Below are 26,095 nucleotides of genomic sequence, written 5' to 3'. Positions count from 1 at the left end.
CTATGCCCAGGGCACCCTGCTGCTGTACCTACGACACTGGGCCGACAACTGCAACGCTGTCGCAACAGCGGGAACCGCACTTGGCGTAGCCAAATCTTAGCCCAGGATCCCGTTCACAGAAGCGGGACGGAGCCCTCCCTCTCTGGCCACGACGGCTCAATGGGTAGAGCTTCTACGGAGCTGAACTATCGGTTGAGCTATCGTGTGGGGCTAGTTGGGATAGATGCGCAAGCGGCGGTTGGGCTCTTCCCCAAAGCTTTGGGCCCGCAGGTGGTAATGTTCCACCAACTGGTGTTGGAGCTTGCGGATCAGAGGCGAACGGGGCAAAAGTTCCACTGGCTGAGACTTGGGAATGACAATTTGCTCCACCGCCAGGCGGGCTTCTTCCAGAGCTTCGGTTTCATCGCCTGAGCTGGCGCGAATGAACAGCTCCAGGTCGGAATCGGATCCCTCTTCGCTTTCGATGTTGAGAATATGGCGCAGGGCGCGAGCCAGGGCAATCAGAGTATTGGCCTTAACGGTGTGAATCGGGATCTGGCGGGAGTGGGCCATCTGCTGGATCTTGGAACGGCTACGCACTTGGGATCGCAAGGCCAAGACAATGTCTGCCTCGTCTAGATCTTTGGTGACATCCGCCGACAGTTTCAGGGTTTGGATCACCTGCTCCAGGTAGAAGCGGCTCACTCCGTAGGGGTAGATCATCAGCGGCCCATCTGGATTCTGCTGCCGCTCTGGTGGGGCCAGGGCGGATCCCTCCCAGTCCAAATCTTCTTCATCAGAGCCGGATTCCGCTTTGGATTCGGCCACCACCTGAGGGGCAGGACGGGATCCCGCCGGCGTTAACGGGACAGAGTCCTCTTGCCTATCCAGGAGCAAACCCGATGCTCCTCCCTGCGGCGAGCGACTTTCAAGCGGCTCTGAAGGCAGAGCTTCCATCCGTCCAGAGCGTTGCCATCCTCCCCGCTCCCGTGCTGCGGAGATTGTGCTGCCGGCAGGGGGCCATTGGGGGCCAGATAGAGCCGGGCGCCCGTTTGCGCCAGCGGTGCTCCGCACTATCACCACCTGGCCGCGTTCGTCTAGACTGCGGGTTTGGGTCAGGGGCTCGCGGTTGCGCAAGAGGCGATCCACAGTGGCGGCCACATCTTCATGGATGACCCAGCGGGATCGCTCCAGCATCTCTATGGCAATCTCAAACGTAGGGGGAGCTTTGCGCTCCAACACACTCTTTTGAGAGCCGCGCCGCCGCGCCTCTTCATCTCCTAGGGTGACGGATTGGATCCCGCCTACCAAGTCGGAGAGGGTGGGATTTTTGATCAGGTTGTCGATGCGGTTGCCATGGGCAGTGGCCACCAGTTGTACCCCCCGCTCGGCAATGGTACGAGAGGCCAAAGCTTCCAGTTCAGTGCCGATCTCGTCGATGACCACCACTTCGGGCATGTGGTTCTCCACCGCCTCAATCATCACCTTGTGCTGCAGCTCTGGGCTGGCCACCTGCATCCGTCTGGCCCGGCCAATGCCCGGGTGGGGCACATCGCCATCGCCGGCAATCTCGTTGGAAGTGTCGATAATAACCACTCGTTTGCCCAGCTCATCCGCCAGCACACGGGCAATTTCCCGCAGGGCCGTGGTTTTGCCCACCCCTGGTCGGCCTAGCAACAGCATGGAGCGCCCCTGTTCCACCAAGTCGCGGATCATGCTGATCACGCCGATAACGCAGCGACCCACCCGGCAGGTGAGGCCAATGATTGTGCCTTGGCGGTTGCGGATGGCACTGATCCGGTGCAGGGTAGAGGCAATGCCTGCGCGGTTGTCACTGCTGAACTCTCCAACCCGGCTGATCACCTGATCCAAGTCGGCCCGGGTGATCACGTCTTCTGAAAGGTAATCGGCAAAGCCGGGGAAGCGGGCTTCGGGGCGGCGACCCAAATCCAGCACCACCTCCACCAACCGATCCAAGTGGGGATGCTGTTCTAGGCGCTCACGAATCGGAGCAGGCAGGATATCCAAAAGCTTACTCAGGTCGTCGCTGTATTGAACCTGGCCGGGAAAGCCGGTACGTTCACGTAAGCGGTGCGGAGCACTTTCCGGATCCATCGACGGACTTGGGGTTGAGGGCTGTACGGGGAAACTCATGGCTGAGCAACGTCGTTAAACGCAGGAAAAACAGGTTTGCCTAAAAGCAACGGATCGCCGCTTTACTTGCTGCACCAACTGCTTGGCCAACGGGATCCCTGCCACCAATCCAGGATTCCATCCTGACTCCGATGAGCTGTGAGCTGGCTCTTCCAGATAGGCTGACACCAACTGTCGCGCATAGCTGCCGAAGGCCACCCCCGCCACTGGCCATCGGGGATCCAACAGCGGCACCGTTTGGGCGTTGGTTCCTCCTGCCAATTGCACATAGCCCGGCAGGCCCATGTTCAGCACCTTCTCGGCCAATTTCAGGGTGGCTTTGCCGGTGCCAGCTCCGATATCGCCACTCATAGGCCGGCCATCCACCTGCCAGATCAGCACTTCCGGCAAGGGATCCATAAGAGCCAGCAAATCCCTCAAGTAAGCCTCTAGGCCCGGGCCATCGTTAAAGCTAATTGAGATTGCCTGGAGCTGAGGTAGCCAGGGCTTCAGGGATCCCCACAATTGCTCGAATGACCTCTGGCGACCAATGCAGGTGTGGATCTCCACCGCCTGAATGCCCAGCTCGACCAAAGGCGGCAAAACTTCTGACAGAGCCACTTGGTAGCCGAAGGTAGCAATGCGCCGGTGGGGGCAAACCGGCTCGCAGCGCCCACAGCCGTAGCACAGCTCTGTCTGGATGTGGACTTGAGCAGGAAGGGCTGCCTGGGTCAAGGCATGGGGAGGACAGACTGCCAAACAAGGCTGAGGACAGTCGGCAGGACAGACGGGAGCCGTCAGCACCGCCTTGCGGAAATGGACGTCTTCGCCGTCATTGACGCTGACCATCAACCAAGGGAACCCCGCCTGGGGATCTTCGGCTTGTGCCCGTTGGATCCCTTCTTGAGCGGCCCGCACAATGGCCGGATCGGCAGCAACATCAATGCAATCTGCCCCGGCCAGCGTGTAAAGGAAAGCCAGCTCCCGAACCGAGGGCAAGTGGTGGAAACTTGCGCCGCAGATCAGCTTAAACCAAGTACCCTGTTGCAGCGAGGCGGTTGGCAAGGTCACAGGCACGAGAAACCGCTAGCAGGATGGGGATCTGAGCCGCAGGCCATCTACTTGAGATGGTAGCAAAGAAATTTCCAGGATCCTGAAGAGAGGTTCAGGCGCTCTGCAGAGGTTGCCAACGAATTGACCGTTCTCGGCCCAGTTCCACCACAAACTTCACTCCCTTGTCTTCCCGACTCAGCTTCACCAGGTAGGAGAGTTCCTGTTGGCTGAACACATGCCCTTCGTAAAACCAGAACACCAACCCCTTAGCTTTTGGGGGCAAGGTGGCCCGATACTGCTCGATCAACGCGGGAAAGAAATAGGTGCGCCGCTCCGATTTGCCCAGCGTGGCAGGCCGTACCCCATGAATGCGCGTCAAATAGCTGGCCAGGTCCCCGATTCCCTTACTGGAGAGGGTGACCACCTCATACCCAGCTCCGCGCAGCCGCCGCAGGTAGTGCCCTTCGGATCCCCCCTCTGGGGTTACATAGATGGCCAAAGCTCCAGCTTGCTCCAGTTGCTGTACAAACTTTGCACCTGAGCCGACCAGCAGCATAGGAAGAACTCCATGACTCGTCTAGGGTTGGACAAGCAGCCCACCTGCGCTCATTGTAACGGGATGGCGCCTGAAGCTGGGGATAGAAGCTGCCAATGGAACCCATAGAATACTGGCTATCTCCCTGTTTTGCAGAAGGGAGCGTAAAGAAGGGTTAAGATACGGGTAACCTGCTTGCAGGTCTCAACCCACAGGTGGCGGACAAAGGCGGATGAATCCCTCTGAGCAGGGATCGCCTCCCTGTCACTCACACAGCGACGACAGATGAACCTCATCATGCGACGACGCGAGCTATTGACCTCGGCAGTGGCCGGGTTCGTCACAGCACCCCTCAGCTTGGCAGGAGAGCAAAGAGCAATGGCCCAACAGACTTATCCCTTCACCAAAACCGACGCCGAGTGGCGGCAACTGCTCACCGAAGAGCAATACTATGTGCTGCGCCAAGAGGGCACTGAGCCCCCCTTCCGCAACGCTTACTACGACAACAAAGCTGCGGGCATCTACGTCTGTGCCGGCTGTGGGCAGGAGCTGTTTTCCTCGGCGGCCAAGTACGACAGTGGCACCGGTTGGCCCAGCTTTTGGGAGCCGATTGCTCCCCATGTGATCGGCACCAAGACGGACTGGAAATTGTTTGTGCCCCGCACGGAAGTCCACTGCTCTAACTGCGGTGGGCATCTGGGGCATGTGTTTCGGGATGGCCCCCCACCCACGGGTTTGCGCTACTGCATCAATTCTGCTGCCCTCAAGTTCATCCCAGCCACCACTTAGAAATCCTCTTGGCTCCAGCTAAAACTGAGCCGCCTGTCTGGGTGAGCCTATGTCGGACTACACGTTCCTGGATGCTGCTTCGATTCTGCTGCGGGAGGGCCTAGAGGCTCTCTTGGTGTTGGTGGCGCTGCTGGCCCTTTTGAGCAAGAGCGGGCAATCGGCTCAGAAGCGCTGGGTGTGGCTAGGGGGATCCGCAGGCTTGCTGGCAGCGGTGATGCTCGGCCTGCTGGTGAAGCTGTTTTTCCAGCAGATGCTCACCCACACGCGGCAAGAGGTGCTGGAAGGGATCACCGGGCTGGCGGCAGCAGGTTTGTTGTTCTCGGTCAGCCTTTGGTTGCACCGCCGGGCTGCAGTGGTTTCTTGGCAAACCTTTGTGCAGGAACAGGCGCAGGCGGCACTGGCCACCGGTCAAGTGTTTTCCTTGGCTTTTCTGGCATTTATGGCGGTGTTTCGCGAGGGGGCGGAAACGGTGCTGTTTTATGTGGGGTTGGCCTCTTCCCTCTCGGCAAAAGATTTTTGGGCGGGGATCGGCCTAGGATCCCTGGTGTTGGTGGCACTGGCGATCTTGCTGCTGCAGGTGGGGCTGAAATTGCCGCTGGGAGTTTTTTTCCGGGGTCTAAGTCTGCTGATTTTCTACTTGGGCTTTAAGTTTTTGGGCAGTGGCTTGCACGCTCTACAGGTGGCGGACTGGCTGCCCATCACCCCCCTGGTCGGGATCCCAAAGCTGCGCTGGCTGGGCATATATCCCACTTGGCAGACGCTGCTCCCCCAACTGCTGCTGCTGGGAATAGCTTTCGCCTTGTGGGTGAGGCAATGGCTGCGAGCTGATCCGGCTCGAAAGCTTTCTTCGTGAAAAACGTTCTCCACGAGCCCTGTGGATTCCACCAGCCTTGAGCTTGATGAGTCCTGGTTTTGGTTTCGATGGATGGCAACCAAAAGGCCGCACCCAGTCAAGCCTTCCAGTCCAAGAAAGCAAAGCCTACCGGCAGGGATCCGGCAGGCCGCTGGATTTTGTCGGAGATCCCCAGTAGGAAACCCTGTCGATCGCTACGGAATCGACAGAGAGCATCCACTCTGTGGGGTTCCCGAGAATCAGGTATCGTAGACCCGGCATTCAACAGCATCTGGGTTTTCGGCGCAGTGCTGCTCTAGGCTGCTGGGAGTCCTCGGCTGGTGGCTGCGAGCTGCCAGCACTTCTTCAACTGCGTCCCAGGCCGCACGGCAGTGGGGATCCCCTTCGCCGTACTCAGAGCAGACGTTGCGAGCATTTTCCAGCTCTTTGGCGATCACTTCAGACAGTCCCATGTTCTCAAGCTCCTCTAGACTAGATGGGGCCAGTGGCCCGCTGATGTAACCGGTTGACGCAGAACCTGTAGGGATTCGGTGTAACCGAGGATCAACAGGTAAAAACCAGCCGATCCAGACGGGGAATAAGTTCAGGATAATGACCTTGTGCCAACCGAATTGATCAACCGGATACATTACCCATTCTAAACAGTGACGGCAGGGGGGTGCAGCTGCGCTTTCGCGATCTCTTTGGGATCAGGATGCGCAGGGATCCCTCAGGCCCCAAACAGTTGTTCAATCCGTTGCCGCACCTGCTCTGGGGATCCCTGTTGACGCACTTGGCCTTCCGAGAGCAAAATCGCCCCGTCTGCCCACTCCAGTTCTGCCAGCCGATGGGTTACCCAAAGGGCGGTGATGCCTTCTTGATCCACCAGTTGCCGGATGCACCGCAGCAAATCCGCCTGGCTGTCGGGATCCAACAGAGCTGTCGGCTCGTCCAAAAGCAGCACCTCACTGCGCCGGGCCAAAGCCCCTGCCACTGCCACCCGTTGCTTCTGTCCGCCGCTGAGGCCGTGGATGGGCCGACGGATCAGGTGCTTTAATCCGACTTGCTCCAAGGCTGTTTCCACCCGCTGGTGAATTTCCGCCAAGGTCAGAGCCTCTGCCCCCAAGCCAAAGGCCACATCAGCTCCCACCGTGGGCATGAACAGTTGGTGATCCGGGTTTTGAAACACATAGCCCAGCCGACCGCGAATCTCCAGGTGGCCCGAAAGGGGCTGGGGATGGGTCAGGGATCCGGACAACAGTTGCAACAAAGTGGACTTGCCGCTGCCATTGGGCCCCAACAGCATCCACAACTGGCCCTTGGGAATGACAAAACTGCACGCCTGCAAAACCGGCGGACGTTCCGGCCAAGCAAAGGTCAGGCTCTCCACCCGAATGGCCACCTCAGACATGGGGATCCCTTAGCGGCAGAGAGAAAAGGGCTGTCCTCAGCTTTGCAACTGGGCCAAAAAACCGGGACGGGTTCCCATGGGGCTGGCGCTGCCTGACTTAGAAGTCATTTGCACGCCACACAACTCACCGGTGAGCAGGAACACCTTTTTGCCGGTGCGGTCACAGGTCAGCTCCAAACTCTGAGGGGATCCACTCTGCAGAGCATTGACGATGCTTTGGTAGGCCCGGTTGGCCGCTTCTTCCTCTTTTTGGTGGACAACGATGGGGGCAGGGTTCCCTTTCAGGAGCAGTTCCAGAGTGTACATGGCTGACCGTTGCGTAGTGGGCCGTGGGACAAAAGAGAGGCACCCAGAGGACGCCGTTGGCGACAGCAGGATGAAGTCCTTTTCCAGTATCGCAGGTTGGGCCAGGGTACCGGCAGGCTCAACAAATGACGGGGGAGTTTCTCTCGCCAGATTAGGCCAGGCCGGTGCCGAGAAAAGGCAGCAGGCTGATCAGCAACAGGCCCAACGTGGCCAGGGATCCCGCCAAGAAGGAGAGGGATCGCCCAATGGGAATATCGGCAATGTAGAAAAAGTTGTAGAGCAGCCGCGCCAGCAGAAACACCCCACACAGCACAGCTACCCCTTCATCTCCGCTGAGGCCAAAATACCAGGGATCCGAGTGAGGGCCGGTGATGTAGGCGATCAACGCTGCTGCCGCAAACATCCCAAAGGTCTCAAACCCGTTGGCGTGGGCCCAGGTGGCCCGTTGCCCGTAGGGAGGTAGCCTATCAAACATAGCCCGAGGAGCATGCAGGTCGTAGCCAACGCGGGCACGGGCATAGCCCACCACCCCCATGGGCAGATAGACCAAGAGCATGGCTGCCGCGATGGAGAACAGGGGGATAGCTGCGAGAGGAAGGCTTGGCAACATAAGGCAAAAGGACGGTGCAAGATAACAGGGGAGAGGAAGGAGCCCAGCTCGGGCAGGAGCTATTGCCGGGAAAACCAACACCAGAACCATTATCCATCTATCGGGCTGTCTATCCAGGCAGATGCTTGCGTCAGGAAATCTTGCGGATTTGCCGGCGGCGCTCCTCATATTCAGCGCGGGTGATCAAGCCCTGTTTCAACAGGCTTTCCAACTGCTGTTCGGGATCCCGGGCTTCTCGCCCTTCCACACTGGTCCATTCCAGCTCGATCAACTCTCGGTTGAATCGAAAATCGAAATCGGCATTGCTCATGGTCAGGATCCACAGCCCTTCCAGCAAACAAAGGGCGCGTACCCCGTAGCTGAGGATCTGCAGCGGGATGGAAGGAACGAACACCATCAGCCCCACCACCAAGTAGCCCCAGCCCCAGCGTTGGTGCCCCATATAGAAGCGCTGCAACCCTGGGATCAGCACCCCCAGCATCGCCAGCCAACCGGCCACCTCGCGGACCAACCGCCGACGTTCCTGTGGGGGCATATCAGGGCCCCTGCTCTCGGCCATAGACTGCACCAGCTAGATGTGCCATTAAGCTAGCTCAGTTTTGGCCGCACAGGGCTCAGGAACTTGGATCCAACCTCAGAAGATTTTTGAGCAGCATCCCGCCGCCTATACTTGATGGGGGCGGTTCGGGGAAGGAACATGGCAGAGCGGGAACTATCGGTAGCGATCTTGGCAGCGGGCAAAGGTACCCGGATGCGGTCGCAGTTGCCCAAGGTGCTGCACAAGCTGGGATCCCTGTCTTTGATCGAGCGGCTGCTGCGCACGGTGCTAACCTTGAAACCCCACCGCTGTCTGGTGATTGTGGGTTATGAACAGGAGCAGGTGCGCCAAGCCCTGCGGGAGTACCCGGTTGAATTTGTGGAGCAGGCCCAGCAATTGGGCACCGGACACGCCGTTCAGCAACTGTTGCCCGTCCTGGGCGGTTTTCAGGGGGATCTGCTGGTGATCAACGGGGATGTGCCCCTGCTGCGGGCAGAAACCCTGCAGGCTCTGGTGGAGCGCCACCGCCAGATGAACCCAGAGGTAACCTTGCTCTCGGCTCAGGTGGCGGATCCCTATGGCTATGGACGGGTGTTCTGCGATGCCCAACAGCGAGTGCTGGAACTGGTGGAAGAGCGAGACTGCACCCCGGCCCAACGGCAAAATCGCCGCATCAACAGTGGGGTGTATTGTTTCCACTGGCCGGCTCTGGCCCAGGTTTTGCCCCATCTCAACAGCAACAACGCACAGCAGGAGTACTACCTAACGGATGCCGTCAAGCGGGTGGGCAAAGCCATCGCTCTGGATGTTGCCGATCCGCAAGAAATTGTGGGCATCAACGACCGCCGCCAACTGGCCCAGGCGTACCAGATTTTGCAGGATCGCCTCAAAGAAGCCTGGATGGAAGCCGGGGTCACCTTTGTGGATCCCGATAGCAGCAGCCTGGAGGAAACGGTGGAATTGGCCCCCGATGTGGTGATCGAGCCCCAAACCCATCTGCGAGGGGTGTGCCGCATTGGCTCGGGAACCCGCCTGGGGCCGGGCAGTTGGATCGAGTCCAGCGAGATTGGATCTGGGTGTCACATTCTCTACTCGGTGGTCAGCCACAGCCGCATCGGCAACCACGTCTGGATAGGCCCCTACGCCCACGTGCGCCCCCACAGCCAGATTGGGGATCATTGCCGCATCGGCAACTTTGTGGAAACCAAAAATACCCAGATCGGATCCCACAGCAACGCCGCCCACTTGGCCTACCTGGGCGATGCCAAGCTGGGATCCCAGGTCAACATCGGGGCGGGCACCATCATCGCCAACTACGACGGCCAGCAAAAGCACTTTACCGAAATTGGGGATCGCAGCAAAACAGGCGCCAACTCGGTTCTGGTGGCTCCTTTGCAGGTGGGATCCGATGTCACCATTGCTGCCGGCTCCACCATCCCTGCCCGCTACCCCCTGCCGGATGACTGCTTAGTGATCGCTCGCTCCCGCCCGGTGGTCAAGCCCGGTTGGCGACTTGGGATCCGCTCTTCCCGCCCCCAGGAGCCCCAGCCCATGCCACCGGGATCCCTCAAGATTTATCCCTTGCGCCTCTTCCCCGGCCAAGATCTCAAGCAGGAACTGGAGCGAGTGGCCCGGCAGCAGCCCTTGCAAGCGGGGTTTGTCCTCAGCGCCGTCGGCAGCCTTAGCCAAGCCACCCTGCGCCTGGCCGACCAAATGGGGGATCACCTGCTGTCGGAACGCCTGGAGATCCTGGCCCTGAGTGGATCCCTGTGCCCTGACGGAGTCCATCTCCATCTCACCGTTGCCGATGCCCGAGGCCAAACCTGGGGGGGACACCTGCGCCCCGGCTGCCTCATCTACACCACCGCCGAAATTGTCCTCGCCGACAGCCCGGAGTATCGCTTCTCCCGTCAACCGGATCCGGCCACCGGCTACCTGGAGTTGCACATCGAACCCGTGGCAGGGGATCCCTGCTGGCCGTCCCCACTCCCCCAACCCCAGCAAAACCAGCAGACAAAACCAGAGGCTGACAACAGCAGGCCGAAAAGCTTACAGTAGTCAACATGAGTTACCTAAAGCTAAAGGGGGCTTGTGAGCGCCAAGCCGAAAGCTTCACGGAACTCATGGACGCTTTGCGGTGTGGCGGGCATGTTACTGGGTTTTCGGACGCAACTCATTCTTAACTTCTTAACCGCAAGCAAACAACTCTAGCCGCCCAACACGCTGGGGTAGCCCGCCACGCCTATAACTGGGGCTTAGAAGTCTGTCGGCAAGCCCTGGAGAACCAGCAAAAACTTCCCACCGCCATTGACCTGCACAAGCGCCTAGTGGCCGAGGTGAAGAAAGAACATCGCTGGTACTACCAGGTCTCCAAATGCGCCCCTCAGCAGGCATTACGCAACTTGGAGCAAGCCCTTAAGCGCTGGCGGGGTGGGTTGGGGAAGTTTCCCCGCTTCAAACGCAAGGGAGTGCGAGACAGCTTTTACCTGGAAGGGAGTATTCGCACTTCTGGCAACCGCATCAAGGTACCTATCTTTGGTTGGCTGCGCTGTGCAGAGCTGCTCCCGGTGACCACACCCAAGAACGTGGTTGTTAGCTTGAGAGCCGGACATTGGTACATCTCCTTCAAGTACGAAGCTCCAACACCCCAGGTGGAGAAGACCGGAGAGGTGGTGGGAGTGGATTTGGGTATCCATCACCTGGCCACCTGCTCCGGCGGGGAAGTGTTTCCCAATCCCAAGCCCTACCGCAAGGCCCAGCGGCGTTTGGTCAGGCTGCAACGGCGGCTGAGCCGTAAGCAGAAAGGCTCTGCCAACCGCAAGAAGGCGGTGGTGCAGTTGGGCAAAGCTCACAAGCGGGTGGCAGACATAAGGACTCCGTCCCGCTTACGCGATCGGCAAGACAATCTGCACAAGCTGACGACTTACCTGGCCAAGAGATACCGAGTGGTGGTGATAGAGGACTTGCAGGTGAGGAACCTGCTCAAGAACCGCAAACTGGCGGGATCCCTGTCAGACTGTGGGTTCTACGAGCTGAGGACTCCGTCCCGCTATCGCGAACGGCGACAGCTAGAGTACAAGGCCCGGCTCTACGGCTGTCAGGTGGTGGTGGCGGATAAGTTTTATCCGTCCAGCCAACTGTGTTCAGGGTGTGGCCACAAACAGAAGATGCCACTCAGCGAGCGGGTATTTCGCTGCCCGTGTTGTGGTCTGGGGATAGACCGCGACCGCAATGCAGCGCTGAACCTGGTGCGGTGGTATTTTGAGTGCTACTTAAAGCGCTCAACTACCCCAAGCTCTGGGGAAAGAGACGCCTGTGGAGATTCCTCTGGCGGGGTGGTAAGCCTGAAGCTTACTACCAGTCACGAGTCGTGGAAGCAGGAAGAAAGCAGAGACGCGACAGGCACTGAACACTCTGGAAGTGTTTGTTAGCGTTTCGTAGGTCTTTCGGAGCGGTCATCAGTACCCCGTTGAGCAGCCAGAAATTGCTAAGCTTAACGCACGGATGGCAGTATCCGGCCATGCCCCGAGTGACAACTGCTGACGAGCTGCTGACAGAATATGCCTCTGGCGAGCGCAACTTTCAAGAATCCAACCTGGTGGGGGTGGACTTGGTGCGCTCCAACTTGCAAGGGGTGAATCTGAGAGGGGCCAACCTCTCCTTTGGCAAGCTGAGTGGCATTAACCTGCAGGAAGCCGATTTGCGCGGCGCCGATCTCAGCTCGGCCAACTTGATGGGGGCCAACCTCCGCGGGGCCAATCTTTGGGAAGCCAACTTGATCGGCGCGGATCTCAGCTTTGCCGACTTGCGAGAAGCCAACTTGCACGGTGCCTACCTTTGGGAAGCCAAGCTAACCCGTGCACAACTGCAGGGATCCGATCTAAGCGGGGCAAAAATCGGCGGAGCAGTGCTGACCGGCGCTGACCTCAGCGGAGCCACCCTACCCGACGGGAGTGTGCGGGCTTGAGCCACCCCCCCAGCAGACAAGGCAGAATGGAACTGTTGCGACGGGATCCCTGATGTTGCTGCTGTTCAACTTGGTCTTGACACTGCTGCTGGCTTTGGGAGTGGCAGTCCTGGCCGGGCAAAACCCCACCACCCTGACCGTACATTTCTTAATGTGGCGCTCGGTGGAGCTGCCTTTGGGATTTCTCATTGCCGCGGCTGTCGGCTTGGGCCTGTTGACGGTGGGGCTGGGCTCTCTCCTCTGGCCTGGGCGCAGCTTTTCTGCCACCGCCCGCCAATTACAGGAACGGGTGCGCCAACTGGAAATGCAGGATCAACCGCCCCAATAACGGCCAATTCCCAAAGGGATCCCCCTGCTTTCTGGCTTTGGCTCAACAGCTTCGATCCCCTGCAATTCTACCTGCAATTCTATAGTTGACTTGACAATCTTGTCGCTGGCCCTAGGGAAAGCATGCTGGAATGGCCCACCGATGCGAGACTGGGCGTAAGCTGAGATCAGGATCCCTTCGCCGTCTGCTTGATCAGTGCGTATCTCCAACCGTAACCATGCCTCATTCCCAACCCACTCCCCCGGATAGCTCTCCCCAAGACCCACGGGCCCTGCGCAAAGCCCTGCGCGGATCCAGCACCTACTTTGCCAAGGGATTTGAAGAACACAAGGATCAGGCTCAACTGGAGCTGCAAACCACCTACAAAAGCCCCCTTGTGGAGCAAATCCGTGCCCAGTCCTACCGCTATCAGCGGGGTGACATCACCATTCACCTGGCCAAAGCCTTTGGCTTTTGCTGGGGTGTGGAACGGGCGGTGGAATATGCTTATGAAGCGCGGCGACGCTTTCCGGATCGGCAACTGTGGATCACCAACGAGATCATCCACAACCCTTTGGTAAACCAGCACCTGAAGGAGATGGGGATCCGCTTTGTGGAGAAAGGCCCGGACGGCAAGAAGGACTTTTCTCAGATCCGGCCTCAAGATGTGGTGATCTGGCCTGCTTTTGGGGCGAGTGCCTCGGAAATGGCGTTTTTCCGGTCGCAGGGCAATGAGATCGTCGATACCACCTGCCCCTGGGTTTCCCGCGTGTGGAACCAAGTGGACAAGCACCGCGCGGCTCAATTCACCTCTGTGATCCACGGCAAGTACAACCACGAGGAAACCGTAGCCACCAGCTCCTTTGCCGAAAAATATCTGGTGGTGCTGAACCTGGAAGAAGCAGAATGGGTCGCTCGCTACATTTTGCAAGGCGGAGATGCGGCAGAATTTCGGCGGCGCTTTGGCAAGGCCACTTCCCCCGGTTTTGATCCGGATCGCGATCTAGAGCGGATCGGCATCGCCAACCAAACCACCATGCTAGAGGGGGAGACCCGCGCCATTGCTAAGCTCTTTGAGACCACCATGCTGCGCAAATATGGCCCCCAGGAGTTGGACAATCACTTCATGAGCTTCAACACCATCTGCAATGCCACCCAAGAGCGGCAGGACGCCATGTTCGAGCTGCTGGAGCAGCCTTTGGATGTGGTGGTGGTGATCGGGGGGTTTAATTCCTCGAATACCACCCACCTGCAGGAAATTGCCCTGGCCAAGGGCTTGCCTTCCTTCCACATCGATGGCCCCGACTGCATCCAACCCAACAACCGCATCCGCCACAAGCCCCTTCACCAAGACCCGACAGTTACCGAAGGTTGGCTGCCCGCCGGGCCGGTGCAAATCGGCATTACCTCCGGTGCCTCTACCCCAGACCGCGTTGTCGAGGAGGTGATTCAACGCATCTTCGCCCTGCGTGAAGAACCTCGGCGGATCCCTGCCTAGGGATCCCTTCCCTCTTCCCTTTGAGCGTGCTCAACACCCTTTTTCAGGTTTATCCTCCCTTGCTGGGCTGGACGCTGCTGGGTTTTTTTCTCCAGAAGGGGCTGCCCGGCGGCTGGAATCGTTGGCTGGATCCCCACGCCTTGGGGCGGTTCATGTTTTGGGTGGGAGTGCCCCTCAGCATTGTTGGGTTTATGCAGGGGGTGGATCTGTCGGGCCAAATCTGGGTCGCCCCTCTGATCTGTTGGCTGTCGGTGGGGCTGGGGTTTGCCTTGACCAGCGCTTGGCTGTGGTGGCAGCGCCACAACTGTTGGAGCAGTGCCCAGCAGGGCAGCTTTCACCTAACCGCCACCCTGGGGAACACCGGGTATTTGGGCTATCCCATCTGTCTGGCTGTGGCCGGAAGGGCTTACTTTGGCTGGGCCCTGTTCTACGATCTGCTGGGCACTCTGTTCATGGCCTACGGGTTTGGCGTGTGGGTGGCCAGCCGCCACGGCAGTTCCCATGCTCAGCCTTGGCAGGTGGGCCTCCACATTCTGCGCACCCCTGCTCTTTGGTCTTTTGCTATGGGCCTACTGCTGACCCGCGAACCTCTGCCGGGTTGGCTCTCTCAAGCGTTGGCGGCTTTTGCTTGGAGCATGATCCCGCTCAGCTTGATGATCCTGGGGATGCGATTGGCCCAGGTGAAGCGCTGGGGATCCTTTCTTGCCGCCGGAGTGGCCCTCTTGATCAAAATTGTGATTGTGCCGCTCTTGGTGGGAATCGGCCTTGCCTTCACCCCCTACCCGCCTCTGGCCAAGCTGGTGCTGGTCCTGCAGAGCGGTATGCCCCCCGCCATCGCCACCCTGGTGCTCACGGAAGAATACGACTTGGATCGGGAAATTACCGTAACTGCCTTGGCCGTGGGGTACTTGGCCGCCTTGCTGACCTTGCCCCTCTGGCTGGGACTCTGGGGATCCTAATAGGCCAGGTGAGACAAGGTTTGCTCGAGGTAGCTATGCACCAGTTGATCCAGCTCTGCTTCCTGAGTGGGCAACTCCCGGCCCTGGAGCCATCCCCGAAAACCCGAGCTTTCCACAATGGCCTGCCGCAATGGCTTCCAAACTGCTTGCGTGCGCAGTGCTGTATCGGAGCTGAGAGCAGGACTGATCATGAGAAGAAGGTGAGTAGGAGTGATTCACCCTCAGAATAGCTTGGATCCCAGTTGACTTTGGCTCTCTAGGATACAAATCTCCCCTCTATGCTGAGCAAGCCTTCTCTCAGTCGCTCAAGCCAAAAAATCCTCAATATAGTCATTCCAAACTAGATTGAGACACTCCCCAGGCGTTCCGCGCTGCTTCCGCGGCCACCCCCAGACCTTCTCCCAGAGGGAGAGAGGAGCTGGACAGAAATGTTTCATTCCTGTTTAAAATGACCATACATCCCATCAACTCGAGCAAGAGGCCCAGGGATCCCTAAACGAACAATTGGCTGCGCTGCTCGACCCGTAAAGTTGGCCCCAAGGCATTGAGAAGAGAGACGCCGTAGCTGCGGACGATAATGCGGCTATCCAAAATAGCCACCCATCGAGTGGGGGAGCTGGGGTCTTCTCCCGAATCAGAGCCTTGCCGCAGAGGCGCGACGGCCCGTTGCAACTGGGCAGCAGCCACCGGCAAAAGGTACTGACGAAACCAGTCCTGCTGGGTGCGTTGCAGATATTGCACCCGTCCGGCCACCCTTGGGTCTTCCACAGAAGGGAAGGGCAAAGTGGCGATCACCATCAGCTCAGGGCGCGGCAAGCCGGCCTTGTGGTGCAGCCAGTAGGGCCAGTCGCAGACCAAAATGCCCTTTTCGCCGGGGAACGGGCTGTTTACCCGCACCCGTGAGCCGAATTCGGCAGCCAAAGCCGCTCCCACCTGTGCTTGCAGAGGCTGATCCGACACCAACACCACCACAAAGCCTTGCGCTTGAGGGATCAAGTTTTTCAGCTCTTGCAGCAGGTGATCCTGAAATAGAGGGCTGTTGGGCAGGGGGAGGCGCGGCAAGTAAAGGGAAAGCTCCGCCCCGCCAGAACGTGGCCAACCCTCGCCTGAGGCAAACCGCAGCGGCGTCAGATCCGGCAAGCCCAACCGTCGCCGATAGGTTTCCGCCTGGCGATCCAGATCCAGCGCTTCCCCAATAATCACCACCGGCTGTGTGGCCCAAATGGGGGCCAACCAATCCTGCAGAGCCGCCGGGCTGTGGTGAAGGGTGAGGCGACCGGTTTCTCGGTCGGTTTCGGCCCACCAAATCCATTTGGAGACGGGATCCCCCTCAGAGCTGAGCCGCCGGCGGATTTGATCCCAGGGATCCGGCAGCCAGCCGGGGTAGCCTGTCACCAAAGACAGCACAGCATCCAGGTGAACCTGTTCATCCGCATGAAGCAGACAGCGGGAAAGAGGCCGCCGCAAAAGCTGCAGGGACAAATTGACCTGAACCTGGGAGAGCTGCTCCGCCTCGGCAGGGAAGATTTGCCGGAGCTGTTGCCAATGGCTGGCTTCCAGGGTCACCGTTAGCGCCTGGTAGGCCCAATCTTCTAGGTCTTCGGCTCCGTCGAGGATCAGAGGGATCCCTGTCGGCACTTGCGAGGATCCCTTTCTCAAGCGAGCTTGCAGCCAATCCAGGGGATCCACCAACAGCAACCCCTGGAAATCGGGATCCGGCCAGCGGTCTTTTTGCAGGACGGGCTTATGCAACTGCAGGGTGTGCTGTAGCCAGGGGATCTCTTCCCCCAAAATTTGCGCCTGCACAGGAGCTGTAGCGCAGAGCAAGGTGGGGTTGGGCCACATCAGGGCCGGCAGCAGATAACTGAGGCGGTGCTGACCCCCAGCAGGCACCTGGATCAAGGTGCTGCGACCCAACCGCAACCCTCGCGCCACCATGCGAGCCATCGTCAACTGGTGGGGCCACAGGGCTTCGGGAGACTGCCGCAAAAGCTGCCGCAACTGTTGGTGGACTTCAACCTCAATCACAGTTCAGTACGCCGGGGATCTGCCACAGACGGTAGGGTGAACTAGCCTATTCTAGGGTAGAGAAGAAAACCAAATCCCATCTCTGGGGTGAGCGATGTCTCTTCTAGCTGCTGTTTCCACGGGATCCCTGCTTCTGGATCGCTCCGGGTGGGGCCGTTTGCGCATGAAGGGATCCCCAGGCTTGGACTATCTGCACAACCAAAGCACCCAAAATCTGAAGGCCCTCAAGCCAGGGCAGGGGGCCGACACGGTTTTCGTGACCCCCACCGCCGGCATCCTGGATCTGGCCACGGTGTACGCGGGAGAAGAAGACTGCTGGATCTGGACTTCGCCCCAGCGGCGCAGCCTGCTGATGCAGAGTTTGGGGCGTATGCTGCCTTTGGTGCGGGGAGCAGAGTTGAAAGATGAGACGGACCAGACCTTTGGTTTTGGGTTGCTCGGCCCCCAGAGTCAGGCTCTCCTGGAGAAAGTGGTGAGCTCAGAAGAGATTCCGACCAGGCTCAATGAGCACTGCGCCGTGGAGATCCAGGGGATCCCTGTCCATCTGGCTTGTGGCACGGGTCTTGCCCAGCCGGGGTTTACCCTCTGGGGCACCATTGACCAGAAAGTCGCTCTTGAAGAATGCTTGCTCCAAGCCGGAGCCAAGCTGGCCCCACCTGAGCTGTGGGAAGTCCTCCGCCTAGAAGCAGGTCGCCCCGCCGCCGACCGAGAGCTGACCTCAGACTACAACCCCCTAGAAGCCGGCCTGTGGCGAGCTGTTTCCCTTGACAAAGGTTGCTACGTTGGCCAGGAAGTCTTGGCCAAGCAGGTAACCTACCGGCGCATTCGGCAAACTTTGTGGGGGATCCGCCTCCAAGGAGAAGCTCATCCTGGCACAGAGATTTTGCGGCAGGGGGAAAAGATTGGGCTGCTGACCAGTGCAGGCCTAACTTCGCAAGAGTACCTGGGATTGGGATACGTGCGCACCAAATTCAATCCTGCCGAGGGGCTGGAAGTTGAAGTCGGCTCAGTGCCAGGAGTGCTGACCCGAATGCCGTTTTCCAGCTTCCCGCCTATTGTCTAGCATTACTTTTGCGGCAAAAAGCTCTCCTGCTTTGTAGAGAGAAAATGGGCAAAGGATTAAGAACTTACCAGTCAAAGTGGCGGCGAAAGCGGGGATCCCGTCGATCCTTTTTGCGTCGGTTGCAGGTTTTGCACAACGTTTGCAGATTGCTGATGTCGTTGCTGCCCCCTTGGGCAATGGGGATGATGTGATCGATCTGAAGCTGAACCTCTGGGGGCGACTTTCCGCAACCGCGACAACGGAAGCCGTCTCTTTGGAAAACATACTCCCGCACGGCTGCTGGAATTAGAATCCTTTCGCCGGATTTTCTTTCTTTCATCGTTATTCATCCATACTGCGAAGATCGTCCAGTGGAGACTTTTCATCTAGAGGTTCTAATATCTCTTGGTCGGGTTCTTTTATCAGAAATTCAGGATTGTCAGGATAAAAGTCAATCGTAACTTCTACTCTTACTTTTACTCTACCGGTCTGCCAACCGTTAGTTTTAGGAGAAAGAATCGAGCATGGAACTCCTTTATGGAAAAAATGAACCTGATCTTCATAGGGAATACCTGTTTGTATCTCAGACGAACTCAAGTGACTGTTTAGTCCGCTTCCCATTTGGTCAAACCTCAGGAAATAAGAATTGATAGAATCGCAAAGCTTGGAAATCATGTAGACTTTCTGCTTATTGTTCTTGTTGATAAAAGTGATAACTCCGTCTCCCAGTTGGCTAAGATTAATGGATGTTTTTGTCATCTTATCGACCTCAAGACATAGAGACAACTTGAACAGCCCGTAAATCATCCAGTATAGAATCCTCTAGTTTTCTGGGAGCGCTATCTCCAGAATCTCTATATGGGTCATCAGGAACAAACTCGAGATAAACTTTGACTGATATCTTGCCAGAGATCCACGACTTTCTGGGCTGTAAGACTCTAGATTCTATTCCATCCACGAGCATTCTAATGTCCGCATAAACCTTTCTTGATTTAAGGTAACCGTTTGTCCCTAAAGTATCTGAAAGAAGGTAATTAATAATTGCTCTATGCAAGCTACTTGGAAGGTAGACTTGATCACCAATTTCAACGACAGTTTCCCTATCATCTGACCTAAAAACTATCGGATCGACCACGGCATTGTCTCCTATTGCTAACAGACTTTACTGACTGACATCTCCCCGAATGTCATCCAAAGGCGATCTACTGCTCCCTGATCCCGTTTCTTCTGGCTCAAACTCAACCACTAGTCTCATCCTAACTCTACCAGCAATCCACGGTGAGCCAGGACGTAAGAGTTTAGCAGGAATTCCTTTCACGTTAGTTATTCCGTTCAAGTTGCTCCATAGAATCGAGACTCCCTTTTCGCTAAGTTTGCTGGATAAGTAGGATCTGATACTCTCATAAACAATCTCTGAGTACACCTGAGCAAACTCTTGCGAGTAGATTAGGCGTCCTCCTATATCAATGACAGTATTTTGGAAAATATCTAGCTCAACAAAGCACTCCTGAGATTGATCATTACTTGACACTTGCCCAACCCCCTCTATGTCTCTCTGGCTTAGGCTAGCTCTCACTTTCGCGAAGGTCATCCAGAGGGGATCCGCTGCTGCTCTCTGAGCCTGTATCCTCTGGCTCAAACTCTACAGTGATCCGCAATCTGACTCTGCCTTTTTCCCAATCTTTCTTGCCCGGCACCAAGAGCTGACAAGCAAGTCCCTGCCCAAACCACTTCGCTTCTTGCAACAATTTTTCTTCTGGCTTGGGAGCAAGAAGGCTACTGGCAATGTTGAGCAAGTCTTCCGGCGGCAGGATCCCTGAGGATCTCAAGGCCGCAATGAACAAGCGATGCAGCTCTTCTTTCTTGGTCAAGTCCTCTTGGGCTGCTTTGACCAAGTTGGCAACCTTGAAAGTTTTCTCCCTTACAGAGAGGATCCCTTCTGGGTGCTGCTGTAGAGGTATCGATTTGGATCCCATGACTTTATCTGGATCAAGTGAAAGGCCAAAAACAAAGACAAGCCGCTCTATCTCAGATCATCGAGAATGCTATCCAACTCTGGAAAACTCTCGTCTATGGGTGTAGAACGACCAAGAGCGACTGCTTCGCTTGCATTGCTGTCACCTACTTGCTGTTCAGGAAGACTTGCCAAAATTTGAACTGACTCACCAACAGAGGAAGGCTCAGGACGAGTAATCAAGGGCAGCATCTCACGATTGAGGCCCAAAGCTTGCAAGCAGAGGTTGATCCTAGAAACAGCTTGGTTGTACTTGTCTATGCTTGCCTCCAGTTCTTTCAGCCGCTGTTGGTTAAGCGCAATTTTCTCTTCAGCCTCTTTTCTGAGAGTTGCTTCCATGAACTGCTTTGCTTCTGGGTACTTTTGCAAAATCTCATCGGCTACTTGCTTGGCAACCGGCAATAGCTGAGTTTTTAGAGTGTTGTTGGTCTCTTGTCGGAAGCTAGAACGCACTGTCTGGCTAATTTTCGGCTCAAAGTCAAGCTTGAGTAATTGTCGGATTCCAGGCTCTGCGTCGCGAATAGCAGAGATGTCATAAGATTGGCTGGTTTGCTTTAGGACTTCTCGAAACTGGTAGATCGAGAATGTTCCTTCGTCATAGAAGCGGGGGCTTTCTCTGAGGTAGCGGTCGCACTCTTTTCGGGCACCATTGACAAGAGAGCTCAAAGTTACATCTCTAACCAAAAGAAGCTTTTTCTCCAAGTCCCCATCGGATCCCAGTAGGCGAAACAACTGCCTGTAGTAGCTCGAGCTGCGAACTTCATCAACAAGGCGACGAAAGAAGTTCTCTACAAGCGTGCTGGCTGATTCTACCAGGATGTCTTCTAGATGGTTGGACAAATAATAAAAGGCTTCGACCAATACAGCTAAGAATGGAGCTGTGGAGTTGCGGGGACGAATGCGAACGGCTTGACTGTAAACATTGTCCAACGAAAAAGTATCCAAAAGCTCATCTAGCCTCCGTACCATCCTAGCCTGCAATTTACGGAAATCGTTCTCAAATTCTTTGTTTTCTCCGTTAATAACTTTATTGACTACTGTCTGGATATGCTCGTCAAACTCTCGGCCAATACTGGCTAGCTGCTGATTGATCAGCGTCAGCTCATAGGAAATCATGCTGTCAATCTCTTTGGGCTGGCTATCAATGTCTCGGTAGAGATCTAGATAGGACTTCCTCATCTCGATGCAGAGAGGTTGCAAATCATCAGCCAGCGCAGAAAATAGCTGTGGTCGCTTTTCTTCCGTTAAATAACGAGTGATCCCAGCCCGAAAGTCTTCAATACCGCTATCTTTAATCATATACTCAATCAAAGGTTTTCCCCACTCCCTCAGAATCCGAACGTAGTTATTTATGGGTGTGTCGTACCCATGTACAGAAGGGCGGAACGGGGATCCAACCAACCTACCTGACGTGCAGTACTTGTTAAACTCGCTGACAAACTGGGGTGTTTCTTCCCCACCACCCAATTCTTTGATGCTTTCTGAAAAAATCGTATCCAGTCCAAATCGATCCTCGGGGGTAGTTGCCTTGATCTGGGAACCATAGAAGCCAAGAAGGCCGCTTGTCTTAAATACGCGGAGTTGACGAAACTGCTGGTCGATAATGTTTTCTAGTCTCTGCTTTAGTTGTGCGTTGTACCAAGTCTCGTCAATCCGGTTAAATACATAGAAGACGCGATCCCTGATGCTATCATTACTTTGAATATGCTCAATAAGCTCTGTCTCTTCCTTGGTCAGCTCACCCGTTGCAGCACATTTGAGAACGCAAACAACTGCAGACGTATCCGGATCGGCAATTTTTCGATAAGTACGCTCTGCATCCGCTTTGACTGGAGCATCGATCCCAGGAGTATCGACAATAACGTTTCCATCTTCCAGTAAGGGGTGATGGCAGTAGTATTCGACTTTTCGGAGAACTGCGCTATTGGCGCCGCGCCGGGCAAAACCCGCAGCTTCTCTTAGGTTGCCGAAGTTGAGCTGCTCCATTGAGAAAACTTTGTTCTCGGTAGGGTGAATTTTGTCCCGGTTCTGCTGGAAACCTGTAATCAACAAGCGAAGTGCATCCGCCTGCTTCGCCCGCTCTGACTTGCTTTTGCCTCCCTCCTGCTGAATAATAGCCTCAGCACGCTCCTTCAGGGGATTCAGTGCAGTGTCTTCCAGCCTGCTGAGTGACGGAGCCAAGTTTAGGAAAGCGCAGAAGGCGGTCATCTGTTCTTGCACTTCCTGCTCGCTAAGAAAAGTGAGCACTACCCTCTCCGCATTTGGCTCTGCGTAGGCGATGTAGCACTCTGTCCCTGTGGCGTGCCCTTCGGCGCTGTAGAGAAGCTCTCTTTCTAAGAGGGCATTGATTAGCATAGACTTGCCAGCACTGAAAGCACCGGCAAAGACAATCTCGAAGGTTGGAGAAATAGCTTTGCTGAGGGAAGCTTGAATCCGAGTGGTATCTTGCTTGCCTGAAAAAGTGGAATCCTGATGCCAGAGTTGCAGGATAGCTTCAACCTGCTCTTTCAAGTTCTCACACTGAGGCAGGAGCTTTACAGACATAAGAGAGCAATCTCCACAGAGGCTGCCGGGATTATAACTTGCCTATGCTTGAGGTGAGGATTCCTACAACAATTTTCTTCAGTCCCGGAGCTGTGTGGCTATATGTACATACACGTGAAGAGAGAAGAGCAGAACTCCCCAGACCGACATAGCAAAAAGGCTTAGGTCGTTGACCCAAGCCCGCCTCAGCATACTCATACCAGATGCCAGGAACCAGACTTGAACTGGTGACACGAGGATTTTCAGTCCTCTGCTCTACCAACTGAGCTATCCCGGCTCTGGACCTACTATCTTACGATGTCGAGGGGGGTTTTGACAACTGGTGGCGCCCCCAATTTAGCCAATCAATTTCTCCAAAGCCTCCATCTGGGGGATGCAGAGAACATCTCGGTTGCGATCCCGGCGGATCAGCTCCTCTTGCTCCAGCTTGGACAGGACGCGAGTGACCGTTTCCCGGGCTAGGCCACTTAGGCTGCTCAGCTCCCGATGGGGCAAGTTGGGGATCTCTACGCCACTTCGGCTAACCCGGCCACGGGATTCGGCCAAAAACAGCAGGATATCGGCAACACGGGCCGTACTACTGGCCTCGCGCAACTGCAGACGACGGTTGATCTGCCGTAAGCGGCGCGACATGAGCTGAGCAAGGCGGATGCCGGCCTGAGGATCAGAAGCCAAAAAAGCCAGGAAGTGTTGGGCCGACAGACAACTGACTTTGGTGGCTGTTAGGGCTACAACGTCGGTGGAACGAGGCGCTTCGTCCAAAGCAGCCATTTCCCCGAAGATTTCCCCTGGACCAAGAATGGTGAGGGTGATCTCCCGGCCTTCGAGATCATGGGTGCGAATCTTGACCCACCCTTCCAGGATGAAATAAACGGCGTTACCCCAGTCATTTTGTAACAAGATGGCCTGGTTGACCGGGTGGGAGCGCAACGACATTTGCCCGGCCAGAGGCTCTAGCCTCTCAGGAGGAAAGCCCTCAAACAGGAGCATCAGGCGTAGGTCATCTGGAGTTACATCGCTCACCGTGGGATCCTCCTGCACGTGGTCAGTTCTGGTCGAGTGGGATGGGAAAAGGGTGGGCCTGCACAGACACGTCAACATGCCCCTCAGCCTACCGTCTCTCTCAGGTCTATGGCCCGCCGAGGCGAACTGCGTAGCGATAGGGCAGGGCTTTAGACCCAATTTTTACCGCTACTTTGGAAAGGGATCCCTGCACAACAAAAGCTGCTGCCATCCTCTAGCCCAGAAACGGCAAAATCCATCTTGCTGATAGCAATTTTCTCGAGTTTGTGCAGTTTGAGTCGAGATCTAGACCTGCTGAAGTTGAGATGGCCAATCTTGGCTGGTATCCAAAATCTTTAAAAAAGGCCGTTCCGAATCGGAAAAATCCTGCCAGTGGGCCTGCTGTTGGGAGAGCATCTCGGCGGTGGCATCAGCAATGTCGGCAGAGTGCTGCTGATCCCCATCGATGCAGCCGGCTGGGGCCAAGAGGGGTTGAGGAGCTGGGCTGCGGCGTTGCAGGCGCTCCCGCAAAACAGGTTCAGGGGCGTAGCAGTGGAGGATGCGCAGTGGGATCCCTTGGCGTTGGGCCTGATCAATGGCCATCCCCCGCAGGGCTTGCCGGTCAAACTTGGCGTCCAGAATCACGGTGTAGCCTTCCTGGGCCAGCTCTACTCCCAACTGCACCAAGCGGCGGTAGGTTTTATCGGTCATCTCCGGGGTATAAACCTCCGGCCCCCCCCGTTGCCGCAGAGGGATCCCGGCCAAATGCTTGCGCACCGCATCGGAGCGAATGTGAATGGCTCCCCGCTGACGGGCCAAGTGGCGGGCTACCGTGCTTTTGCCGGATCCCGACAATCCCGACATCAGGAACAACTGCCCCCGCTTGGGGAGGGTGTATTCCCAGGCAAGACGGTAATAGCGGGCGGCGGTGCTAAAGGCTGTGGCCTTGGCTTCCTCTGCTGCAGTGGGATCCTCCAGCAAAAAAGAGGTGACCTTGGCCCGCACGTAGGCCTGCCGATTGAGGTAAATAGGCAAGATCTTCAACCCTTCCCAATCTCCGGTTTCTTCCAGGTAGGTGTTCAAATAGGCGTTTCCCAGATCGGGGCGATGGCGGGCATCCAAATCCATCACCCCATAGGATATGTCGTACATGACATCCACAAAGCGGAAGGCTTCATTAAACTCGATGCAATCAAAAAGCAGGATCTTCCCTTCCCAAAAACAGATGTTGCCTAGGTGCAGGTCTCCGTGGCATTCACGAATGCGGTTTTGTTCTATTCTTTGTTGAAACAGCTCCTGCCGCTCAGCAAAAAAGCGATCGGTGTAGGCTTGGGTTTCTCGATATTGCTGAGCTGTTTGTGGGCCGCCGACGTAGCGCTGGGTTTGGGCGTAATTCTCGTCAAAGGCTTCTCGCACCCGTTCTGGCCGGCCAAAGCTGCGGATGTAGTCGTTGGTCTCGGTTTGGGCATGAAACGTCGCCACCACCCGCCCCAGCTCCTCCATCAAGGACGGCGTTAGCTCTCCCCGCTCAAACAGGTTGCTGAACAGTTGCTCTTGGGGAAATTGCCGCATTTGCAGAGCGTATTCTATGGGCTCGCCGCTGCTGTTGAACTGAAATCGGCCATCGGTCTGGACAATGGGCAACACTTGCAGATAAAGGCCGGGAGCACCGCGCTGGTTCATGCGCAGCTCTTCTTGGCAAAAGTGGCGCCGCCTCTCCAGGGTGGTGAAGTTCAAAAAGCCAAAGTCCAAAGGCTTTTTCACTTTATAGGCATAGTCGCCTGTCAGCAGAATATAGGAAATGTGGGTTTGAATAAGCCGAATGGGATCCTGTACCGGATGAGGGTAGAAGGCGGGATCCAGCATCGCTTGGATCAAGGGGGGCAGGTGGGTATCGACCATGAAAAACGATAGAGATGGAAAAAGGGCTTGGACGGGGATCCCTATCTTCCGCCGACAGAGCAGATTGTCCTCCACCTATTCCTTAAAGGGCAAGGCGGCTTCTTGGGGGGAAAGACGGATGAGGCTGATCCCCTGCTGAATTAGCGTATCTTGAGCAGCACCGGAAAGAGCGTAGGGCCAGACCAGATATTTGGTGTTGATGTAGTCTTGTCCGCGCTTGGCCAGGTTTACCTGTTCCGAGAGCATGCGCACGTCTGGCCCGCGGCTGATAGTGGCTTCGGCCCGGCGAATGCGCTGCATCAGTTGGCTGAACAGCTCTTGGGGCTGCTGCACAAACACCACAATGGCCAAGTCGCAGGGGTTGTAATAGTTGCCGATGCCGCAGAGGAGCAGGGCTTCACTGGAGAGAACAAGGGTTTCTTGATCCCCCAGAGCCACCACCGGATACAGAAAGGTGCGCACATCCTCCAGTTGCCAGTGGTTAAAAGAGTGGCTATCTACCTCCCCCCGCACCCAAGAGGAGATGGCAGGAAAAACTGCTTCGCTCAACAGTCGATAGGCCGTCTGGGGTCGCCCTAGCCAGCAGAGGGCATTTTCGTAGAAGCTCTCGTTCTCCAGCAGGTGGGGGGTGAGAGGAGCAACCATG

The 26,095-nt window shown here is 56.5% G+C and carries 27 protein-coding genes, 1 tRNA gene and 2 pseudogenes; 10 read left to right on the top strand and 20 right to left on the bottom strand.

The genetic code is table 11. The features are described 5' to 3' along the window. Positions 1 to 210: 210 nt before the first annotated feature. From ACVWZG_RS00915 to ACVWZG_RS00905, 3 genes are all read right to left on the bottom strand, one after another. The gene (locus ACVWZG_RS00915) at positions 211 to 2,094 is read right to left on the bottom strand and encodes a R3H domain-containing nucleic acid-binding protein (protein ID WP_457404988.1); all 1,884 of its coding nucleotides are present in this window, start codon (positions 2,092 to 2,094) and stop codon (positions 211 to 213) included. A 54-nt stretch (positions 2,095 to 2,148) separates the two neighbouring features. Beyond that, complete coding sequence (locus ACVWZG_RS00910; RefSeq protein WP_457415152.1) at positions 2,149 to 3,189, bottom strand: Light dependent period protein LdpA domain-containing protein; 1,041 nt, start codon at positions 3,187 to 3,189, stop codon at positions 2,149 to 2,151. A gap of 88 nt (positions 3,190 to 3,277) precedes the next feature. Beyond that, entirely contained in the window at positions 3,278 to 3,721 is a 444-nt protein-coding gene (locus tag ACVWZG_RS00905) for an NAD(P)H-quinone oxidoreductase subunit N (RefSeq protein ID WP_011434182.1), read from the bottom strand. Positions 3,722 to 3,997: 276 nt separating this feature from the next. Here ACVWZG_RS00905 and msrB point away from each other — a divergent pair, with 276 nt between their 5' ends. Continuing rightward, positions 3,998 to 4,489 (top strand): peptide-methionine (R)-S-oxide reductase MsrB, encoded by a 492-nt coding sequence (msrB, locus tag ACVWZG_RS00900; RefSeq protein WP_414344252.1) that lies wholly within the window; start codon positions 3,998 to 4,000, stop codon positions 4,487 to 4,489. Positions 4,490 to 4,538: 49 nt separating this feature from the next. Then, positions 4,539 to 5,342: an FTR1 family iron permease gene (locus ACVWZG_RS00895; RefSeq protein WP_457404888.1), complete on the top strand. Its 804-nt coding sequence runs from the start codon at positions 4,539 to 4,541 to the stop codon at positions 5,340 to 5,342. Between the two features lie 239 nt (positions 5,343 to 5,581). Here the strand turns inward: ACVWZG_RS00895 and ACVWZG_RS00890 are convergent, their stop codons facing one another. The 5 genes from ACVWZG_RS00890 to ACVWZG_RS00870 form a co-directional block, all read right to left on the bottom strand. Beyond that, positions 5,582 to 5,794, bottom strand: coding sequence for a CP12 domain-containing protein (locus ACVWZG_RS00890; RefSeq protein WP_011434185.1), 213 nt, complete (start codon positions 5,792 to 5,794; stop codon positions 5,582 to 5,584). Between the two features lie 257 nt (positions 5,795 to 6,051). Further along, on the bottom strand, positions 6,052 to 6,732 hold the full coding sequence (locus ACVWZG_RS00885; protein WP_414331746.1) for an energy-coupling factor ABC transporter ATP-binding protein: 681 nt from the start codon (positions 6,730 to 6,732) through the stop codon (positions 6,052 to 6,054). 36 nt (positions 6,733 to 6,768) lie between these two features. Next, the gene (locus tag ACVWZG_RS00880; RefSeq protein WP_011434187.1) at positions 6,769 to 7,038 is read right to left on the bottom strand and encodes a hypothetical protein; all 270 of its coding nucleotides are present in this window, start codon (positions 7,036 to 7,038) and stop codon (positions 6,769 to 6,771) included. A gap of 151 nt (positions 7,039 to 7,189) precedes the next feature. Next, a complete protein-coding gene (locus ACVWZG_RS00875; RefSeq protein ID WP_414344246.1) occupies positions 7,190 to 7,648 on the bottom strand; it encodes an MAPEG family protein in 459 nt (152 codons plus the stop codon). Between the two features lie 130 nt (positions 7,649 to 7,778). Further along, on the bottom strand, positions 7,779 to 8,207 hold the full coding sequence (locus ACVWZG_RS00870) for an SHOCT domain-containing protein (RefSeq protein ID WP_457404885.1): 429 nt from the start codon (positions 8,205 to 8,207) through the stop codon (positions 7,779 to 7,781). A gap of 138 nt (positions 8,208 to 8,345) precedes the next feature. Between ACVWZG_RS00870 and glmU the strand changes: the two are divergent. The 7 genes and pseudogenes from glmU to ACVWZG_RS00835 form a co-directional block, all read left to right on the top strand. Further along, a pseudogene (gene glmU, locus ACVWZG_RS00865) lies at positions 8,346 to 9,698 on the top strand (bifunctional UDP-N-acetylglucosamine diphosphorylase/glucosamine-1-phosphate N-acetyltransferase GlmU); the annotation flags it as partial. A gap of 39 nt (positions 9,699 to 9,737) precedes the next feature. After that, positions 9,738 to 10,244, top strand: coding sequence for a PPC domain-containing DNA-binding protein (locus tag ACVWZG_RS00860; RefSeq protein WP_457404985.1), 507 nt, complete (start codon positions 9,738 to 9,740; stop codon positions 10,242 to 10,244). 90 nt (positions 10,245 to 10,334) lie between these two features. After that, positions 10,335 to 11,617: pseudogene (locus tag ACVWZG_RS00855) on the top strand (RNA-guided endonuclease InsQ/TnpB family protein). Between the two features lie 89 nt (positions 11,618 to 11,706). Then, positions 11,707 to 12,153 carry a pentapeptide repeat-containing protein gene (locus tag ACVWZG_RS00850; RefSeq protein ID WP_414328976.1) on the top strand — a complete coding sequence of 149 codons (447 nt, stop codon included), beginning with the start codon at positions 11,707 to 11,709 and terminating at the stop codon, positions 12,151 to 12,153. 52 nt (positions 12,154 to 12,205) lie between these two features. Beyond that, entirely contained in the window at positions 12,206 to 12,481 is a 276-nt protein-coding gene (locus tag ACVWZG_RS00845; protein WP_011434193.1) for a lipopolysaccharide assembly protein LapA domain-containing protein, read from the top strand. A gap of 217 nt (positions 12,482 to 12,698) precedes the next feature. Beyond that, on the top strand, positions 12,699 to 13,958 hold the full coding sequence (locus tag ACVWZG_RS00840; protein WP_457404882.1) for a 4-hydroxy-3-methylbut-2-enyl diphosphate reductase: 1,260 nt from the start codon (positions 12,699 to 12,701) through the stop codon (positions 13,956 to 13,958). A gap of 26 nt (positions 13,959 to 13,984) precedes the next feature. Next, positions 13,985 to 14,917, top strand: a complete 933-nt coding sequence (locus ACVWZG_RS00835; protein ID WP_457404880.1) for an AEC family transporter — start codon at positions 13,985 to 13,987, stop codon at positions 14,915 to 14,917. On the opposite strand, the gene ACVWZG_RS00830 is transcribed toward ACVWZG_RS00835, so the two are convergent. Both ACVWZG_RS00830 and ACVWZG_RS00825 read right to left on the bottom strand, forming a co-directional pair. Next, positions 14,914 to 15,108 carry a hypothetical protein gene (locus tag ACVWZG_RS00830; RefSeq protein ID WP_011434196.1) on the bottom strand — a complete coding sequence of 65 codons (195 nt, stop codon included), beginning with the start codon at positions 15,106 to 15,108 and terminating at the stop codon, positions 14,914 to 14,916. The genes ACVWZG_RS00835 and ACVWZG_RS00830 overlap by 4 nt on opposite strands. A gap of 301 nt (positions 15,109 to 15,409) precedes the next feature. Further along, a complete protein-coding gene (locus tag ACVWZG_RS00825; protein WP_457404877.1) occupies positions 15,410 to 16,945 on the bottom strand; it encodes a hypothetical protein in 1,536 nt (511 codons plus the stop codon). Positions 16,946 to 17,039: 94 nt separating this feature from the next. Here ACVWZG_RS00825 and ygfZ point away from each other — a divergent pair, with 94 nt between their 5' ends. Next, positions 17,040 to 18,008: a CAF17-like 4Fe-4S cluster assembly/insertion protein YgfZ gene (gene ygfZ / locus ACVWZG_RS00820; protein WP_457404875.1), complete on the top strand. Its 969-nt coding sequence runs from the start codon at positions 17,040 to 17,042 to the stop codon at positions 18,006 to 18,008. 64 nt (positions 18,009 to 18,072) lie between these two features. Here ygfZ and ACVWZG_RS00815 read toward each other — a convergent pair whose 3' ends face one another. From ACVWZG_RS00815 to ACVWZG_RS00770, 10 genes are all read right to left on the bottom strand, one after another. Next, positions 18,073 to 18,327: an HNH endonuclease gene (locus tag ACVWZG_RS00815; protein WP_011430012.1), complete on the bottom strand. Its 255-nt coding sequence runs from the start codon at positions 18,325 to 18,327 to the stop codon at positions 18,073 to 18,075. Between the two features lie 2 nt (positions 18,328 to 18,329). Beyond that, complete coding sequence (locus ACVWZG_RS00810) at positions 18,330 to 18,746, bottom strand: KGK domain-containing protein (RefSeq protein WP_414344169.1); 417 nt, start codon at positions 18,744 to 18,746, stop codon at positions 18,330 to 18,332. 10 nt (positions 18,747 to 18,756) lie between these two features. After that, entirely contained in the window at positions 18,757 to 19,122 is a 366-nt protein-coding gene (locus ACVWZG_RS00805; protein ID WP_457397549.1) for a KGK domain-containing protein, read from the bottom strand. A gap of 27 nt (positions 19,123 to 19,149) precedes the next feature. Continuing rightward, on the bottom strand, positions 19,150 to 19,578 hold the full coding sequence (locus ACVWZG_RS00800) for a KGK domain-containing protein (RefSeq protein WP_041436828.1): 429 nt from the start codon (positions 19,576 to 19,578) through the stop codon (positions 19,150 to 19,152). Continuing rightward, the gene (locus tag ACVWZG_RS00795; RefSeq protein WP_414332234.1) at positions 19,553 to 19,963 is read right to left on the bottom strand and encodes a KGK domain-containing protein; all 411 of its coding nucleotides are present in this window, start codon (positions 19,961 to 19,963) and stop codon (positions 19,553 to 19,555) included. The genes ACVWZG_RS00800 and ACVWZG_RS00795 overlap by 26 nt, the downstream gene beginning before the upstream one ends. 47 nt (positions 19,964 to 20,010) lie before the next feature. Continuing rightward, on the bottom strand, positions 20,011 to 22,545 hold the full coding sequence (locus ACVWZG_RS00790) for a dynamin family protein (RefSeq protein ID WP_457404873.1): 2,535 nt from the start codon (positions 22,543 to 22,545) through the stop codon (positions 20,011 to 20,013). Positions 22,546 to 22,749: 204 nt separating this feature from the next. After that, a tRNA-Phe gene (locus ACVWZG_RS00785) sits at positions 22,750 to 22,822 on the bottom strand. 59 nt (positions 22,823 to 22,881) lie between these two features. Next, positions 22,882 to 23,535: a Crp/Fnr family transcriptional regulator gene (locus ACVWZG_RS00780; protein WP_011434200.1), complete on the bottom strand. Its 654-nt coding sequence runs from the start codon at positions 23,533 to 23,535 to the stop codon at positions 22,882 to 22,884. Positions 23,536 to 23,853: 318 nt separating this feature from the next. Then, positions 23,854 to 25,449, bottom strand: coding sequence for a bifunctional aminoglycoside phosphotransferase/ATP-binding protein (locus ACVWZG_RS00775; protein ID WP_457393328.1), 1,596 nt, complete (start codon positions 25,447 to 25,449; stop codon positions 23,854 to 23,856). A 75-nt stretch (positions 25,450 to 25,524) separates the two neighbouring features. Then, positions 25,525 to 26,094, bottom strand: a complete 570-nt coding sequence (locus ACVWZG_RS00770; RefSeq protein WP_414332236.1) for a hypothetical protein — start codon at positions 26,092 to 26,094, stop codon at positions 25,525 to 25,527. Position 26,095 lies beyond the last annotated feature (1 nt).

The sequence above is a fragment of the Thermostichus sp. OS-CIW-33 genome (assembly GCF_054059615.1).
Note: the sequence above shows the minus strand (reverse complement) of the source record. Positions and strands in the feature narration are given on the sequence as shown.